The sequence below is a fragment of the Chengkuizengella marina genome (genome assembly GCF_009910845.1).
Taxonomy (GTDB): domain Bacteria; phylum Bacillota; class Bacilli; order Paenibacillales; family KCTC-33759; genus Chengkuizengella; species Chengkuizengella marina.
Genome location: NZ_SIJB01000005.1, coordinates 42,549 through 58,558, shown reverse-complemented (window position 1 = coordinate 58,558; position 16,010 = coordinate 42,549). Strand labels below are relative to the sequence as shown.

Here is a 16,010-nt window from a genome sequence, read left to right as displayed (position 1 = left end):
TTAATTTAAGTTTAACTTTTCTTGTAAAATACTAGTATAACCTGTGTGAGAAGTAACGGAAGAACTATTCAAAAACATCACCTTATCAATTTTATGTTCAGTTATATAATCATACACATCCCCTGAGTAATGCCGTAAATCAATAAAATGAATCTGTTCATAATGAGGAATTAAAAAAGGAATAAATGAATTCGCATAAGAATCCTTAATAATTAAAATTCGATCTCCTTCCCTTTCTGTCTGAATATACGCTGAAGGAAAATCTCCACCAAGAAACTTTCCATAACCCTCTTTATTATCTTGAATCACTTCTCCCTGTGTTAATTTTCCATTTTTTAGAGCTTTAAATACGTATTCTGTAAATGGCTCATAGATAAAAATTGTATCAGGATTTGCTGCTATGTTTTTATTTAATGTCGCATTATAAGTCGTACCTAAAAATTGCCCTGCTTTTATTTCTGAATATTCCCCTAACGGTATTGCACTCTCACCCATTTGCTCCATAAAGGAAGTATACGCATAATATGCACCTAGTGCTGTCCAGTGATGATCCGATCGAAAATATGTATATTCATTTTTATATTCCTCCAATATTTTATAAGCAGGAATACTATGGATGGATTCATCAAGCTGTTCATTTACAAATTGAATGGATTCCGACTGTGGAGGAGCCATATCGGAATACTTTTCCTCAAGGAAATATTCTATAGCAGTAGGGACTACCAAACTATATATCTCGATATCATTTCCAATTTTATCTCTAAACATATTTAACGCATCTGCATATTGTTCTGCTGCCTCAGGCGTATAGTAGTATAATGACATTGCTTTATTACCAACCACTACATAATTGCCTTTCGACTCTACTATCGTTACTTCGTCTTCTCCTGAAAAACCTTTCAGATCTAATAGAGTACTACCATATGATATAAAGGACTCACGAAAAGGAAAACTATCGGAATAAAACAATTCAAAATCCTGAATAAATTTCCCTGAAATTAAGTTACTCCAACTAAAGTCAGGCATCTCAGCTAAAGTCCTATTTTCTTTCGTTGAGATTGAAGCATCATTTGTATTAACAAAATTTAATACAAAAAATATAGTTAGAGTTCCAATAAATAAAAGAACGTTTAAATTCATTCTTTTTTTCTTACTAATATCTAGGGGCGCTTCTTCATTTATACTAACCTTCAAATTCACTCTTTCACTCATAAGTACACCTTCCTAAAAACGAAAATATAAAAATGGATTGTACGTGCTACCTACTAACAATGTTGTAGAAATGATTAGTATAAAAAAGTTAAATATAGGTACAGCGATATCATTTGAAAACTTAGTTTGCATTTTTTTAGGTAAAACCCTTATCAATTTATTAAAAATCCATTTTGGTATTGGTGTGCATGCGATAATAGCTGCAATAAAAAAGATCAAATTATTATTAAACTGGACACTCAAAATGACATCCACAAATACGTTTGAATTTAATCCAAATAAACTTTTAATGAATAGTAACCCTTGTTTCATATCTGTATAGTAGAAAAACACCCAGCCTATTAACATCGCAGCAGTCAAATAAAGATGAGAAAACCAAACTGGTAATCTACTAAATAAAGAAAGTAAAAATTTCTTTTCTATGAAAATCAATATTCCGAAATATAGGCCCCAGATAATAAAATTCCAGCTAGCACCATGCCATAATCCCGTTAAAAACCAAACAATAAATAAATTTCTTACAGGCAATTTTCGATTTCCACCTAGTGGGATATAAACATAATCCCTAAAGAAAGCACCGAGAGACATATTCCATCTACGCCAAAATTCTGTAGCTGATCTTGAAACATAAGGATAATTAAAGTTCTCAGGATATGTAAAACCGAACATTTTTCCAAGTCCAATAGCCATATCAGAATAACCTGAAAAATCAAAATAAATCTGAATCGCAAACAAAGATATTCCAAACCAAGCACCTAACACTGAAACTTCGGTTACATTTCCGTCTAAAAAGAGAGCGGCCGTTTCACCTGCTGTATTTGCAAATATAACCTTTTTTCCTAAACCTATTACAAATCTATTAATTCCTTGACTAAAGTTAGATAGAGAAAATGAACGATTTTCCATTTGATGTTGAATATCTGTGTAACGAACAATTGGACCAGCGATTAGTTGCGGGAATAATGAAATGTATAAAAGTACATTTACCTTTGAAGTTGAACTCGGAACATCTCCTCTATATACATCTACAAGATAAGAAATAACTTGAAACGTGAAAAATGATATCCCTATCGGCAATCCAATTCCTGAGTATGGAAGATCTGCATGTAATAATAAATTAAAATTTTGGATTAAAAAGTCAATGTATTTAAAAAAAACTAACACACTTAAATTGATCGTGATACCAATGGCTAAAATCCATTTTTTTCTTTTCACATGATCTTTATTTTTATTAATCAAAATGCCAAAATAATAGCCAACAATAGCACAGCTTAATAGTAAAATGACCCATACTGGCTCACCCCATGCATAAAAAATAAAAGAGGCTATAATTAATATCCAATTCCGATATAAAGGGGATTTAAAAGCATAGTACGATAAAAGTAATAAAGGAAAAAATAAATAAAGAAATGTTAAACTAGAAAAAACCAATCTGGATTCAACCCCTTCTTCTGTCTCAAAAAAAATACAAGCTATTACATTTTACAACAAAAATGGACAGAACAAAAGCTTCTATAGGAGTTAATTTAGAGAAATAGACAAAAAGAAAACCCAGACCTCATGCAGTCTGGGTTTCCATGGTGGAGGCGAGGGGAGTCGAACCCCTGTCCGAAAATATCGCCACACAAGCTTCTACGGGTGTAGTTACTTGAGTAAGTTTCGCTTAAACAGCCGCCAAGTAACCCGCTACTGTTTAAACTAGTCTGATTATCTTCTTCCGCTGACCTCAGACGGAGATCAGACGGCGTAGCCCACTAAAGTTGAGCCCTAAGCCTGCCACATGGGCGATGGAAGGTTAGAGCTAGCCCGCTGGTTATTAAGCAGCTAAAGCTAAGTTGTTGTTTTGTTTGCCGTTTAAATTGGCTTTAGCGTTGATGAAGTGGACGCGTCCCCACTACCCGCTACTCATGCTCAAACTATCCCCGTCGAATCCATAAACGCCCCCAGGATAGAAAAAAGCTTCCATGAGAAGCTATTACTTAATAATAAACTTTAATAGTGTTTGTTTGATGCTGTACATATAGTATAACACATCAATTCTCTTTTATCTAAAATAATTGTTGGAAACGAAGGTCTAGATTGGGAACTATCTTGCCACTTTTTGTTTTTCTCGAAGTGCTCTTTGAATATCTCGTTGAGCATCTTTTTTCTTTGCTGTTTCCCTTTTATCGAATTGCTTTTTACCTTTGCCTAAACCAAGCAGTAACTTAGCAAAACCATTTTTAATGTAAATTTTTAATGGAACTAACGCATAACCCTGCTGTTTTGAGGCACCATATAATGTATCAATTTGTTTTCTTTTGAGCAATAATTTTCGGGGTCGAGTTGGATCATCTGGATTATTGCGATTGCCTTGTTCAAAAGGACTAACATGCATGTTATGAATAAATGCTTCCCCATTACGAATCGTAGCAAAGCTATCAGATAGATTCGTTTTTCCCCCACGAATAGACTTGATTTCAGTTCCTGTTAAAACAAGACCCGCTTCAAACGTGTCTTCAATAAAATAATCATGGGATGCTTTTTTATTTTGAGCTAACGGTTTATCTGTGTTTTTTTTGCTCATTTTTTCACTCCTCTCCAGAGCATACATACGATCCCAAAATCCTATAGAAACTACTCTATAAAAGTAATTAGAAATTAATTTTATCAGTAACGTTCACTGAAATCAACATTATATTTTAGGTCTTTTTTTCTCTTTTTTCCTTTTCTTAGCTTTAATATAACTTTGGTTTTGTTCTCCTTTTTTATCATCTAACAAATTCACTTTACTTTTTCTTGGCTTCATATTTACTAACTCAAAATCAATCGTATAATCTTCAATATTCACACGTGAAACCCTGACCTTTACTTCGTCTCCTATGCGGTATATATTTGCCGTTCTTTCACCGATCAGTGCAAGTTGCATTTCGTGATAATGGTAATAATCATCCGTTAAATCACTTAACCGAATTAAACCCTCAACAGAATTATTTAGTTCTACAAACATACCAAAACTAGTCACACTGCTGACAATCCCTTCAAACTCTTCACCAACTTTATCCAGCATATATTCTGCTTTTTTCAGATCATCTGTTTCCCGTTCAGCATCTACGGCTAATCTTTCTCTTTCTGAGGATTGAACTGCAATATCCTCCATTCTACTTGATAAGTATTCATGCCTTTTATCTGTTAAGGTCCCTTTAGTTAAAACTTCACGGATAATTCGATGAATGACAAGATCAGGATATCTACGTATGGGTGAGGTAAAATGAGAATAAAAATCTGCTGCTAAGCCAAAATGACCTGAGCTTTCAGCATCATACTTTGCTTGTTTCATAGATCTTAACATGTATGTGCTGATCACTGTCTCTTCCTTTGTATCTTTAATTTCTTCAATGATCGTTTGTAAAGATCTTGGGTGAATAGAGTTGCTGCGTCCACGAATAACATAACCAAAATTATTAATAAAGGTGATGAAATTCATTAGTTTTTCTGCATCAGGATGTTCATGAATTCGATATAAAAAAGGAACCTTTAACCAATAAAAATGCTCTGCTACTGTTTCATTTGCGGCCAGCATAAATTCTTCAATGATTTGTTCAGCTATAGATCTTTCCCTTTTCACAATATCAACTGGTATACCTTTGTCATCTACAATAATTTTGGACTCTTGAAAATCAAAATCAATTGCACCACGTTTCATACGTCTTTTTCTTAAAATTAATGCTAACTCTTGCATTTGTTTAAAAGTGTCAACAAGATGACTATATTTATTCATTAATTGGGAGTCGTCGTCCTCTAAAATCTTTCTTACATCTGTATAGGTCATTCTTTCAGTAGTATTAATCACACTTGTAAAAATATCGTGACTAATCAACTTCCCAGCTGCATCAAACTCCATTTCGCAAGACATCGTTAATCGATCAACTTGTGGATTCAAGCTACATATCCCATTAGATAATCTTCGAGGTAACATTGGAATGACTCGATCCACTAAATAAACACTACAACCTCGGTTGAAGGCTTCCTGATCCAGTTTAGAATTTTCTTTTACATAATAACCTACATCAGCAATATGTACACCTAAACGGTAATGTCCATTTTCTAATTTATCAACATTAACTGCATCATCCAAATCTTTTGCATCCGCACCATCAATCGTAACGATGGTTTTATCCCTTAGATCTCTTCTACCTTGCGCTTGGATCTCTTCTTCTGTAATCGCATCAGGTGCTGCTTCAGCTTCATCCATAACTTCATCTGAAAACATTTCAGGTAAATTATATTTTCTAATAATAGACAAAATATCCACGCCAGGATCATCTTTATGTCCAAGAATTTCAATAATTTTGCCTTCTGCTGATGCTCTTCCTTCTGGATATTTGACAATTTCAGCTACTACTTTTTGTCCATCTACTGCTCCCAAAAAACTCTCTTTTGGAACAAAAACATCTTTATTAATCCTTTTGTCATCAGGAAGAATAAATCCAAATGCTCCGTTTTTTTGAAATACTCCTACAACTTGAGTAACAGAACGTTCAATTATTCGAATAACTTCCCCTTCTAATTTTCCACCTGAAGGACCTCTGCTGTTCACTCTAACTAAAACAACATCACCATTCATAGCACTCAAAAGATCATTTGCATGGATATAGACATCTGTTTGATCTTTATCATCAGGAATAAGAAAAGCAAAGCCCTTGGCATGTGCTTGTATTTTCCCTCGAATTAAATCCATTCTCTCTGGTACTCCGTATCGATCTGTTCTTGTTCGTATAATCATACCATTCGTTTCTAACTCATTTAACAATTTCAAAAAACTTCGAAATTGTTCAGCACCTTCAATTTGAAAATGCTGTTCTAACTCTTTATAACTCATCGGCTTGTATGCATCTTCGCGCATAAAGCTAAGTAACCGTTCTTCTGTTACCATAATTCACCTCTATAAGTTCTCTTTCATTATTATTTTATTAGTATTCTCGGGTAAAAACACAATTAAACATAATATCCATACAATATTAAACAAAAAGAAAACAGCAGGATACTCTCACCTGCTGTTTAATTTAAATTATTTACATATTCATTATTAAAGTGGTGGATAAATGTAAGATACAACTAGAGCTAAAACAATAAAACCAACAGCTAACACTAATGTTAAACGCTGTAGTAACAAATCTAATCCTCTAGCTTTTTGTTTACCAAATAATTGTTCAGCACCACCGCTGATAGCACCAGATAAACCTGCACTCTTCCCTTTTTGTAAAAGCACGACTGTAATTAATCCCACAGAAAAGATTACGAGTAAAACTGTTAGAAATGTTCCCATAATGTTCCTCCTAAAAGCACAGAAATCAATGCACATATTATATCATACGAGCAATCCTTACGCAATACCGATCGATTTTAAATAATCAATACTCATTTTAACACTTTCAAGAGGAGGGCGTTCACAAACATCTTGCTCAACAATATAATACTCAATTCCAATTTGTTGAGCCCTTTTAAATATGGAAGGATAGTTAATAATACCGTGTCCTACTTCTGAAAATGTTTTTCGATCGTCATTTGTCATATCTTTTACATGAATAATTGGGCAACGGTTTTTGAGAGAAGATAGATATTGAATTGGGTCTAGTCCGGCTTTTTTCACCCAAAACAAATCTAATTCAGCCACTAATAAATCTTCGTCAATGGATTGAAAAATATGATCTAAATAAGACTTGACATCCCATTTTTCAAATTCAAAATCATGATTATGATAAGCAAATTGAAGACCATTTTCTTTACACTTCAATGCAATTTTTTGAAAGCTGCTTAACGTATTTTTTAAGTTTTGCTCACCATGCAAATATGTTCCTGCATCTAAATATGGACAAACAATGTATTTTGCGCCAATCTCCAGACTGTATTGTATTTGTTCTTCCAACTCAGTAAGAAGGTTTTCAATAGACACATGACTGGACGGTGAACTAAGACCTAAATCATTTAAGACCTTTTTCATTTCATTGGCTTTTATACGACCATAACCGGCAAATTCAACTGTCTGATATCCCATAGTAGCCACTGCTTTTAAAGTACCAACAAAATCCTTTTCCGTTTCTTCTCGTAGTGTATATAACTGTAAACCAACTGGAATTGACATAAATACCCTCCCATATAAATAAAATTATATTTAGGTTGTTATATGTTCATTATAACGAGGATGAAACAATAAACATATTACGATAATAGTTATGTTTTTATGTTATTTTGGGATAGAATAAGTGAATTTAGAAGGACAAGAAGAAAAAACACCCCTCTATTGAGGTTGTGTAAACAACCTTCAATAGAGGGGTGTAAATTAAAAAATAGTTTTATTTTAAGTTATAAAATGCTTTTTTTCCATCATAAATAGCGATGTTTGCCAATTCGTCTTCAATGCGAAGTAATTGGTTGTATTTTGCAACACGATCTGTACGTGATGGAGCGCCTGTTTTTATTTGACCGGCATTTGTTGCAACTGCTATATCAGCGATTGTAGTATCTTCACTCTCTCCAGAGCGATGTGAAATAACAGCTGTGTAACAAGCACGTTTCGCCATTTCAATAGCATCAAAAGTTTCAGTTAAAGTTCCAATCTGGTTTACTTTAACTAGAATGGAATTGCCGATTCCTTTTTCAATTCCTGTTGAAAGACGTTCTGTATTTGTTACAAACAAGTCATCTCCAACAAGTTGTACTTTATTACCAATCTTTTCAGTAAGTAATTTCCATCCTTCCCAATCATCTTCAGCTAGACCGTCTTCGATGGAGATAATAGGATACTTTTCAACTAAACCTGCTAAATAATCTACGAATTCTTCTGAAGTAAAGGATTTACCTTCTCCAGATAATACATATTTACCATCTCTATAAAACTCGGTAGAAGCGATGTCCATTCCTAACATTACATCTTCACCAGGTTTATATCCTGCAGCTTCAATTGCAGAAATGATCGTTGTGATTGCTTCTTCATTAGATCCAAGATTTGGAGCAAAACCGCCCTCATCACCTACAGCAGTATTTAAACCTTTATCTTTTAGTACTTTTTTCAGTGCATGAAATATCTCTGCACCTGTACGCAATGCTTCTTTAAAACTAGGTGCACCAACTGGAAGCACCATAAATTCTTGAATATCTACATTGTTATCAGCATGCTCTCCACCATTAACGATGTTCATCATTGGAACAGGTAAAGTTTTGGCATTGAAACCACCTAAGTATGCATATAAAGGTAGATCTAACGCTTGAGCACAAGCACGAGCTACTGCCATTGAAACAGCAAGAATAGCATTTGCTCCAAGTTTAGCTTTGTTCGGAGTACCATCAAGTTCGATCATTTTTTTATCAATACCTACTTGATCTAAAGCATCCCATCCAATTAATTCAGGTGCGATAAGTTCATTTACGTTATCTACTGCTTTCATAACCCCTTTTCCTAAATAACGACTCTTATCACCATCACGAAGCTCAACTGCTTCATAAGCCCCTGTGGAAGCACCAGAAGGTACTATCGCTGTTCCAAGCGCTCCTGATTCTAAATAAACTTCTACTTCTACAGTTGGGTTCCCGCGTGAATCTAGTACTTCACGAGCGTAAAGATCAGAAATTATAGTCATTTCAATAACCACTCCTTATTTTTTTATAATTGATGTACCTGTCATTTCTTCAGGTTGTTTTAATTGTAATAGTTCTAGTAGGGTTGGTGCAATATCAGCTAGTATTCCACCTTCTCTTAATGATACATTATTATCTGTTACGATCAATGGTACTGGGTTAGTTGTATGTGCTGTATGAGGTCCTCCATTCTTATCAACAAGAACATCGGCATTACCATGATCTGCAGTAATGACTGCAGCTCCCCCTTTTGCAAGAATCGCTTCAACAACTTTACCTAAACATTCATCCGTAGCTTCAACAGCCTTAATTGTAGGCTCTAATTTTCCCGAATGTCCGACCATATCAGGATTAGCAAAATTTAATATAATGGAATCAAATTGATCAGATTCTATTTCTTTCACCACAGCATCCGCCAACTCATATGCACTCATTTCAGGTTGTAAGTCATAGGTTGCTACCTTAGGTGAGTTAATTAACAAGCGGGTTTCACCTGGAAGTTCAACATCCCGACCTCCACTAAAGAAAAATGTAACGTGAGGATATTTTTCAGTTTCAGCTGCCCTTAACTGCTTCTTATTATTTTGGGCCAATACTTCTCCTAAAGTATTATCCAAATCTTTTGGTTTATACGCAACGTAACCACCGACAGTTTCACTAAACAACGTTAAACTTACATAATAAATATCTTTTGGAAAATGTTCTCCTCTGTCAAATCCACGAAAATCTTTATTCGTAAATACTTGAGATAATTGAATCGCTCGATCAGGTCTAAAGTTTAAAAAAACAACAGCATCATTTGTTTCAACGAGTCCACGCGGATTGTTGTCACGATCTACAATGACTGTTGGCAGTACAAACTCATCGTATACGGATTGTTTATACGATTCTGCAATCGCTTTGATCGGATCATGATATTTTGGTCCTTCACCATATACCATGGCACAATATGACTTTTCTACCCTGTCCCAACGTTTATCACGATCCATTGCATAATAACGACCTTGAACGGTTGCAATTTTCCCTACACCAACCTCACTTATTTTTTTAAGCAAATCTTGCATGTAGACTATCGCACTATCTGGTGCAACATCACGACCATCCAAGAAGGCGTGTACATACACATCTTCTAATCCTTCTTTTTTTGCCAATTGCAACATAGCATATAGATGACTTTGATGAGAATGTACCCCACCATCTGAAAGCAGGGCATACAAATGCAATTTTCGATTGTTGTCTTTTGCATGTCGAACAGCTTTTAACAATGTTTCATTTTCAAAAAATTCGCCTGTTTTAATGGATTTTGTTATACGTGTGAGATCCTGATAAACAATCCTACCTGCTCCAATATTTAAATGTCCTACTTCTGAATTTCCCATCTGACCTTCAGGGAGCCCAACCGCTTCACCAGCAGCTGTAAGTGTAGTATTTGGATATGTTTTTAGGTAACGATCATAATTGGGTTTGTTTGCTAAAGCTACAGCATTACCTTCTGTTTCATCCCTAAGTCCAAATCCATCCAAAATAATCAATGCAACAGGTTTAGGTGCAGACATATTATTTTGCCCCCTCAACTAATTGAGTAAAGGAATTAGGATCTAAACTTGCTCCACCTACAAGTGCTCCATCAATACTTAGTTGATTCATATATTCACGCACGTTATTTGGCTTTACACTGCCACCATATTGAATACGTACATGATTTGCAGTTTCTACGTCAAATAAAGCTATAAGTTGTTCTCTGATGTAGGTAATCACTTCGTTTGCATCTTCTGCAGTTGAGGATTTTCCTGTTCCAATTGCCCATATCGGTTCATAAGCAACTACTACTTGAGCTGCTTGCTCTTTGGAAAGTCCTCTGAAAGCTTCGTTTACTTGTAGTTTACATACCTCTTTCGTTTGCCCTGCTTCTCTTTCCTCTAATTTTTCACCTACACATACAATCGGAGTAAGATTATATTTAAATGATGCATGCACTTTTTTATTCACTGTTTCATCTGTTTCTGCAAAATAAGCTCTTCTTTCTGAGTGTCCAATGATCACATAATTCACACCTAAATCTTCTAACATAGCACCACTAATTTCACCTGTAAAGGCTCCACTTTCTTCCCAATGCAAGTTTTGTGCACCTACTTTTATTTTCGTACCTTTCACGGCTTCAACTAAGGCTGGAAGATTTGTAAAAGGAGCACAAATAACGCTTTCCACCCCATCAATTTCTGCTCTACCTTTTACTTCGTTGATAAAAGCTTGTGCTTCACTTACTGTTTTAAACATTTTCCAGTTTCCAGCAATAATAGGCTCTCTCATAGTGTTCACTTCCCTTTATATAATTTCATCGTTTAAAAAAGATCTCTTTACTTCGCTGATCAAAGTTTGAATATGTTAATCGCTTATTTATCATTCAGAGCTACAACACCTGGCAATGGTTTTCCTTCCATAAATTCAAGAGAAGCTCCACCACCTGTTGAAATATGATCCATTTTATCAGCAAAATCAAACTTCTCAACTGCGGCTGCTGAATCTCCTCCACCGATAACTGTGTAACCAGATGTTTCTGCACACGCCTGAGCTGCCGCTTTTGTACCATGTGAGAAAGGTTGAATTTCAAACACACCCATTGGTCCATTCCATACGACTAATTTAGAATTTAAAATAATTTCTTTATATTTTTCTCTTGTTTTTGGTCCGATGTCTATACCTTCCCAATCTGCTGGCATTTCATCAATGTTTACAATTCGCGTATTTGCATTTATATTGAAATCATCTGCTACAACAACATCAACTGGAAGGTGAAAATTTACTCCTTTATCTTTTGCCTTTTGAATAAATTCTAACGCTAGTTCTAATTTCTCATTATCCACTAATGAGTTACCTATTTCATATCCTTGGGCTTTAATAAACGTATAAGCAAGTCCACCACCAATGATAATGTCATCCGCAATTTCAATTAATTTATTAATCACATCAATTTTATCTTTTACTTTAGCTCCACCCACAATAGCTGTGAATGGTCGATCAGGATTATTTAAAGCTTTCCCTAACACTTCAAGTTCTTTTTCCATTAAAAATCCTGCAACTGCTGGGATGTGTTTTGCAATCCCTTCTGTTGAAGCATGTGCTCTATGAGCTGCTCCAAAAGCATCGTTCACATATAAGTCTGCTAAATCAGCAAAAGCTTTTGCTAATTGAGGATCATTTTTTTCTTCCCCAGCATAAAAACGTGTGTTTTCTAATACAACAATGTCGCCATTATTTAATTGATCAATTTCGGCTTGAACTGCAGGCCCGAAAGCTTCATCTAATTTTTTAACTGGTTTTCCGATAAGTTGAGATAAACGTTCTGCTGCGGGTGTCAATCTCATTTCTTCAACTACATTACCTTTAGGTCGTCCTAAATGACTTGCAAGTATCACTTTTGCTCCTTGCTCCACCAAGTATTGAATGGTTGGCAAAGTTGCACGAATGCGTGTGTCATCTGTAATGTTTCCATCCTTTAAAGGCACATTAAAATCTACACGTACAAATACTTTTTTTCCATTAACATCTACATCACGAATACTTTGTTTATTCATAAAAAGTAAGCCTCCTTATGGTTTTACAGGAACTGGTTAGCATTTTTTACATCGATATGTCCGATAAATATATTTTCGTAGAAAAATTAGAATTAGGAAAGAGGAGAAAATTATTCTCCTCCTCATATCATATCTATTTAAAAATATTATAATCCTTTACTTGCAACATAGCTACAAAGATCAACTACTCGACAAGAATAACCCCATTCGTTATCGTACCAAGAAACTACTTTTACCATGTTATCTCCAACTACCATTGTAGAAAGAGCATCAATTGTAGAAGAAGCAGGATCACCATTGTAATCGCTAGATACTAGCGGTTCTTCAGAGTAGTTTAAGATGCCCTTTAATGGACCTTCAGAAGCTGCTTTTAGTGCATTATTTACTTCTTCTACAGTCACATTTTTCTCTAATTCAACTACTAAGTCAGTTACAGAAACATTAGGTGTTGGTACACGCATTGCCATACCATTTAATTTTCCTTTTAATTCAGGTAACACAAGTGAAACTGCCTTTGCTGCCCCTGTTGTAGAAGGAATAATGTTTTCAGCAGCTGCACGTGCACGACGAGCATCTTTATGAGGCAAGTCTAACGTATTTTGATCATTTGTGTAAGAATGAACGGTTGTCATCATTCCTTTTACAATTCCAAAGTTATCGCTAATCACTTTAGCAAATGGTGCTAAACAGTTTGTTGTACAAGATGCGTTGGAAATCACTGTGTGATTAGCTGGATCGTATTGATCTTCGTTAACACCCAATACAACTGTCACATCTTCATTTTTAGCAGGTGCAGAGATGATTACTTTTTTCGCTCCACCTTTTAAATGTGCTTCTGCTTTTGTTTTTTCAGTGAAGATACCAGTAGATTCAACAACAATCTCTACCCCGTAATCTCCCCAAGGAAGGTTTCCTGGATCACGTTCAGCAAAAACTTTTATTTCTTTTCCGTTTACCATTAGTGATGCTTCACCAACTTCAACTGTAGCATCTAATTTTCCATGAGTTGTATCATATTTTAAAAGATGCCCAAGCATTTTAACATCTGTCAAATCATTTATAGCGACGATATCAACCTCTGGATTATTTAATGCTGCACGAAATACATTGCGCCCTATACGTCCAAAACCATTAATCCCAACTTTAACCATTATAAATTCCTCCTAAAGTTAAAAATATTTTATATTCAAGACGAACATTGAAGCACGTCTTATTGACTCAATCATTAATTTTCAATAAACTTCACATAACTTCTACCATTCTTGTTGCGGCGCCTTCATCAATCACTAATACATCTTCATGACCAAATTTCAAAACAGCTAATATCGCTTCTGCTTTACTGCTGCCACCAGCTACACCAATGACAACTTCAGTCCCAACTATATCTTCAATCCTCAAGCCAATTGTAGGAATCTGATGTACGACTTCTCCTCTATGATTAAAATAGTATCCAAATGCTTCAGCAAGCGCCCCCTCTGATTCCAGGATTTGTCTAGTCGTATGATCCACTTTTCGTCTATCAGCCATAACCATAGCTTCACCTATTCCATGCACAACCATGCGAGACTTTCGAATAACATCAATAATTTCTTTTATATTCGGTTCTTGAATCAAGGATTGATAAGCATCTTCACTTAAGTGATCAGGTACATGAAGCAATCGATATCCAGCTCCTGTCCTTTTAGCCATATTTGATGCAATTGTATTTGCTTGAAGTTCAAGCATTTCCCCTAAACCACCTCTAGCTGGTACAAACAAATTTCCTTTTAAGTGAGTAGAGGCTGATAATTGATTTGCAATTTCTGATGTGGTTGAACCACCAGCTACTGCAATGATATCTTCTTTTGCAGCATATTTAAGTAACATTGCTGCACCAGCACGACCTAGTTCTTTTTTCGAATAGTCTGAGAAGTCAGAATCTCCTGGAACTATCACCACTTGCTTTAAGCCATAACGAACCTTAATTTGTTCTTCAAGATCTGTTAGTCCTAATAATTCCTTCATAATGGGACGAAGTTGTTCTATAAGTTCTTTTCCAGAATCACTAATTCTCATACCTATCGTTTCAATCTCTAGAAGTCCTTGTGCTTTTAAAAAATTAACTTCTGCTCTCAATACTCTTTCTGTCATATTCAATGATGAAGCTAATGTTCTTCTACCCACTACACCTGAAAGTAAAATATGATGTAAAATAGTATATCGCTTATTTAAAACTTCTGTTAAATCAGGTAATAGCTGTTTTTGTATATCTATTATTTTTCGCAATCGTGTTCACTCCAAATCAATTCATCCTGTATTAACATTCCGTAAAAACTCATCTTCTATTACGAACTAGTTAAAAAATGAGAATTCATGAATTGCAAATATTTGGCCAGCTTTGACTATACCTAGGTGTTTAGAGTTGATTCACTGCATTGGACCATATAAGTCCCACATAATCATTTTAAGTCCCACTATGACAAAAAAATAAACAGCCATTCAAATAGCTTCAAAATAATTATAACTCTTTAGTATAAGAATGTAAAGCTTTTAAGTCTGCTAAATAAACTGATTTTATAAATTGAATGTATTGATTTTAAATGATGTATATCATATAATATCAAGTACTGTGTACTTATACTTTGCGCTCGTGGTCCAATGGATATGACGCAGGTCTCCGGAACCTGAGATCGAGGTTCAATTCCTCGCGAGCGCGCCATAAATTTGAATCATTTTTTTTGATCTTTGTTTGACCTTTCTTGACCTTTAGTGTGCTTTTGCGTTATGATGTATACTACATGATATTTAAAAATTCATTTCAATAAATTGGGGAGGTATATTTTATGAATTACGTGCCTATGGTTGTAGAACAATCTAATCGTGGAGAGCGTGCATATGATATTTATTCAAGACTTCTTAAAGATCGCATTATTTTTCTTGGAAGTCCAGTAAATGATGTCGTTGCTAATTCCATCATTGCACAAATGTTATTTTTAGCATCTGATGATCCAGACAAAGATATTAGTTTATATATTAATAGTCCTGGTGGTTCCATTACTGCGGGAATGGCTATTTTTGATACTATGCAGTTTATTAAACCAGACGTTTCTACAATATGTGTTGGTATGGCTGCATCTATGGGAGCTTTCTTACTAGCAGCTGGTGAGAAGGGTAAACGTTATGCTTTACCTAATAGTGAAGTCATGATTCACCAACCTCTAGGGGGAGCAGAAGGTCAAGCGAGTGACATTGAAATCAGAGCAAAGAGAATTGTGAATATGAAAGACAAATTAAATCGTATTTTAGCTGATCGTTCAGGGCAAACTTTAAAGAAAATTCAAAAAGATACAGACCGTGATTACTTTATGAGTGCGAATGAAGCAAAGGAATATGGTCTAATAGACGAAGTAATTGAAAAAGTGAAATAAATATTAAGTAATTACTAACAGACCGTTCTAAATAGAACGGTCTGTTTAGTTACAAGTCTTCTTTTTCACTTTTTATAAAAGTTATTCTGGGCCACTGTAAGTAATAGGATTATTCTACTCAGATTTTGCCCTCACTTGTTACAATTGTTATATTGGTTCCAGGGTCCCTGAAAAGTATTTGTCAACTAAGATCACTCCA

Annotated in this window: 13 protein-coding genes, 1 tRNA gene and 1 other RNA gene; 2 read left to right on the top strand and 13 right to left on the bottom strand. The window is 34.9% G+C overall.

Translation table 11 applies throughout. From position 1 onward, the window contains the following. The 13 genes from ERL59_RS01900 to ERL59_RS01840 all read right to left on the bottom strand — a co-directional run bounded on the left by ERL59_RS01900 (position 1) and on the right by ERL59_RS01840 (position 14,669). Complete coding sequence (locus ERL59_RS01900) at positions 1 to 1,212, bottom strand: DHHW family protein (protein ID WP_160643925.1); 1,212 nt, start codon at positions 1,210 to 1,212, stop codon at positions 1 to 3. 12 nt (positions 1,213 to 1,224) lie between these two features. Further along, positions 1,225 to 2,643, bottom strand: a complete 1,419-nt coding sequence (locus ERL59_RS01895; protein ID WP_160643923.1) for an MBOAT family O-acyltransferase — start codon at positions 2,641 to 2,643, stop codon at positions 1,225 to 1,227. Positions 2,644 to 2,790: 147 nt separating this feature from the next. Beyond that, positions 2,791 to 3,157, bottom strand: a transfer-messenger RNA (tmRNA) gene (ssrA, locus tag ERL59_RS01890). 141 nt (positions 3,158 to 3,298) lie between these two features. Beyond that, the gene (gene smpB, locus ERL59_RS01885) at positions 3,299 to 3,778 is read right to left on the bottom strand and encodes an SsrA-binding protein SmpB (protein ID WP_160643921.1); all 480 of its coding nucleotides are present in this window, start codon (positions 3,776 to 3,778) and stop codon (positions 3,299 to 3,301) included. A gap of 108 nt (positions 3,779 to 3,886) precedes the next feature. Continuing rightward, on the bottom strand, positions 3,887 to 6,127 hold the full coding sequence (gene rnr, locus ERL59_RS01880) for a ribonuclease R (protein ID WP_160643919.1): 2,241 nt from the start codon (positions 6,125 to 6,127) through the stop codon (positions 3,887 to 3,889). Positions 6,128 to 6,280: 153 nt separating this feature from the next. Beyond that, positions 6,281 to 6,520, bottom strand: coding sequence for a preprotein translocase subunit SecG (secG, locus tag ERL59_RS01875; protein WP_160643917.1), 240 nt, complete (start codon positions 6,518 to 6,520; stop codon positions 6,281 to 6,283). A gap of 57 nt (positions 6,521 to 6,577) precedes the next feature. Then, on the bottom strand, positions 6,578 to 7,336 hold the full coding sequence (locus tag ERL59_RS01870; protein WP_160643915.1) for a sugar phosphate isomerase/epimerase family protein: 759 nt from the start codon (positions 7,334 to 7,336) through the stop codon (positions 6,578 to 6,580). A gap of 211 nt (positions 7,337 to 7,547) precedes the next feature. Further along, a complete protein-coding gene (eno, locus tag ERL59_RS01865) occupies positions 7,548 to 8,831 on the bottom strand; it encodes a phosphopyruvate hydratase (RefSeq protein WP_160643913.1) in 1,284 nt (427 codons plus the stop codon). 15 nt (positions 8,832 to 8,846) lie between these two features. Beyond that, on the bottom strand, positions 8,847 to 10,385 hold the full coding sequence (gene gpmI / locus ERL59_RS01860; protein ID WP_160643911.1) for a 2,3-bisphosphoglycerate-independent phosphoglycerate mutase: 1,539 nt from the start codon (positions 10,383 to 10,385) through the stop codon (positions 8,847 to 8,849). A gap of 1 nt (position 10,386) precedes the next feature. After that, complete coding sequence (tpiA, locus tag ERL59_RS01855) at positions 10,387 to 11,139, bottom strand: triose-phosphate isomerase (RefSeq protein WP_160643909.1); 753 nt, start codon at positions 11,137 to 11,139, stop codon at positions 10,387 to 10,389. Positions 11,140 to 11,222: 83 nt separating this feature from the next. After that, entirely contained in the window at positions 11,223 to 12,404 is a 1,182-nt protein-coding gene (locus tag ERL59_RS01850) for a phosphoglycerate kinase (RefSeq protein ID WP_160643907.1), read from the bottom strand. A gap of 146 nt (positions 12,405 to 12,550) precedes the next feature. Then, on the bottom strand, positions 12,551 to 13,555 hold the full coding sequence (gene gap, locus ERL59_RS01845; protein ID WP_160643905.1) for a type I glyceraldehyde-3-phosphate dehydrogenase: 1,005 nt from the start codon (positions 13,553 to 13,555) through the stop codon (positions 12,551 to 12,553). A 91-nt stretch (positions 13,556 to 13,646) separates the two neighbouring features. After that, positions 13,647 to 14,669, bottom strand: coding sequence for a sugar-binding transcriptional regulator (locus ERL59_RS01840; protein WP_160643904.1), 1,023 nt, complete (start codon positions 14,667 to 14,669; stop codon positions 13,647 to 13,649). A 358-nt stretch (positions 14,670 to 15,027) separates the two neighbouring features. On the opposite strand from ERL59_RS01840, the gene ERL59_RS01835 reads away from it, so the two are divergent. Continuing rightward, positions 15,028 to 15,102: transfer RNA gene (locus tag ERL59_RS01835), tRNA-Arg, on the top strand. Between the two features lie 124 nt (positions 15,103 to 15,226). Beyond that, positions 15,227 to 15,811 carry an ATP-dependent Clp endopeptidase proteolytic subunit ClpP gene (gene clpP, locus ERL59_RS01830; protein WP_160643902.1) on the top strand — a complete coding sequence of 195 codons (585 nt, stop codon included), beginning with the start codon at positions 15,227 to 15,229 and terminating at the stop codon, positions 15,809 to 15,811. The last annotated feature ends 199 nt before the right edge of the window (positions 15,812 to 16,010 follow it).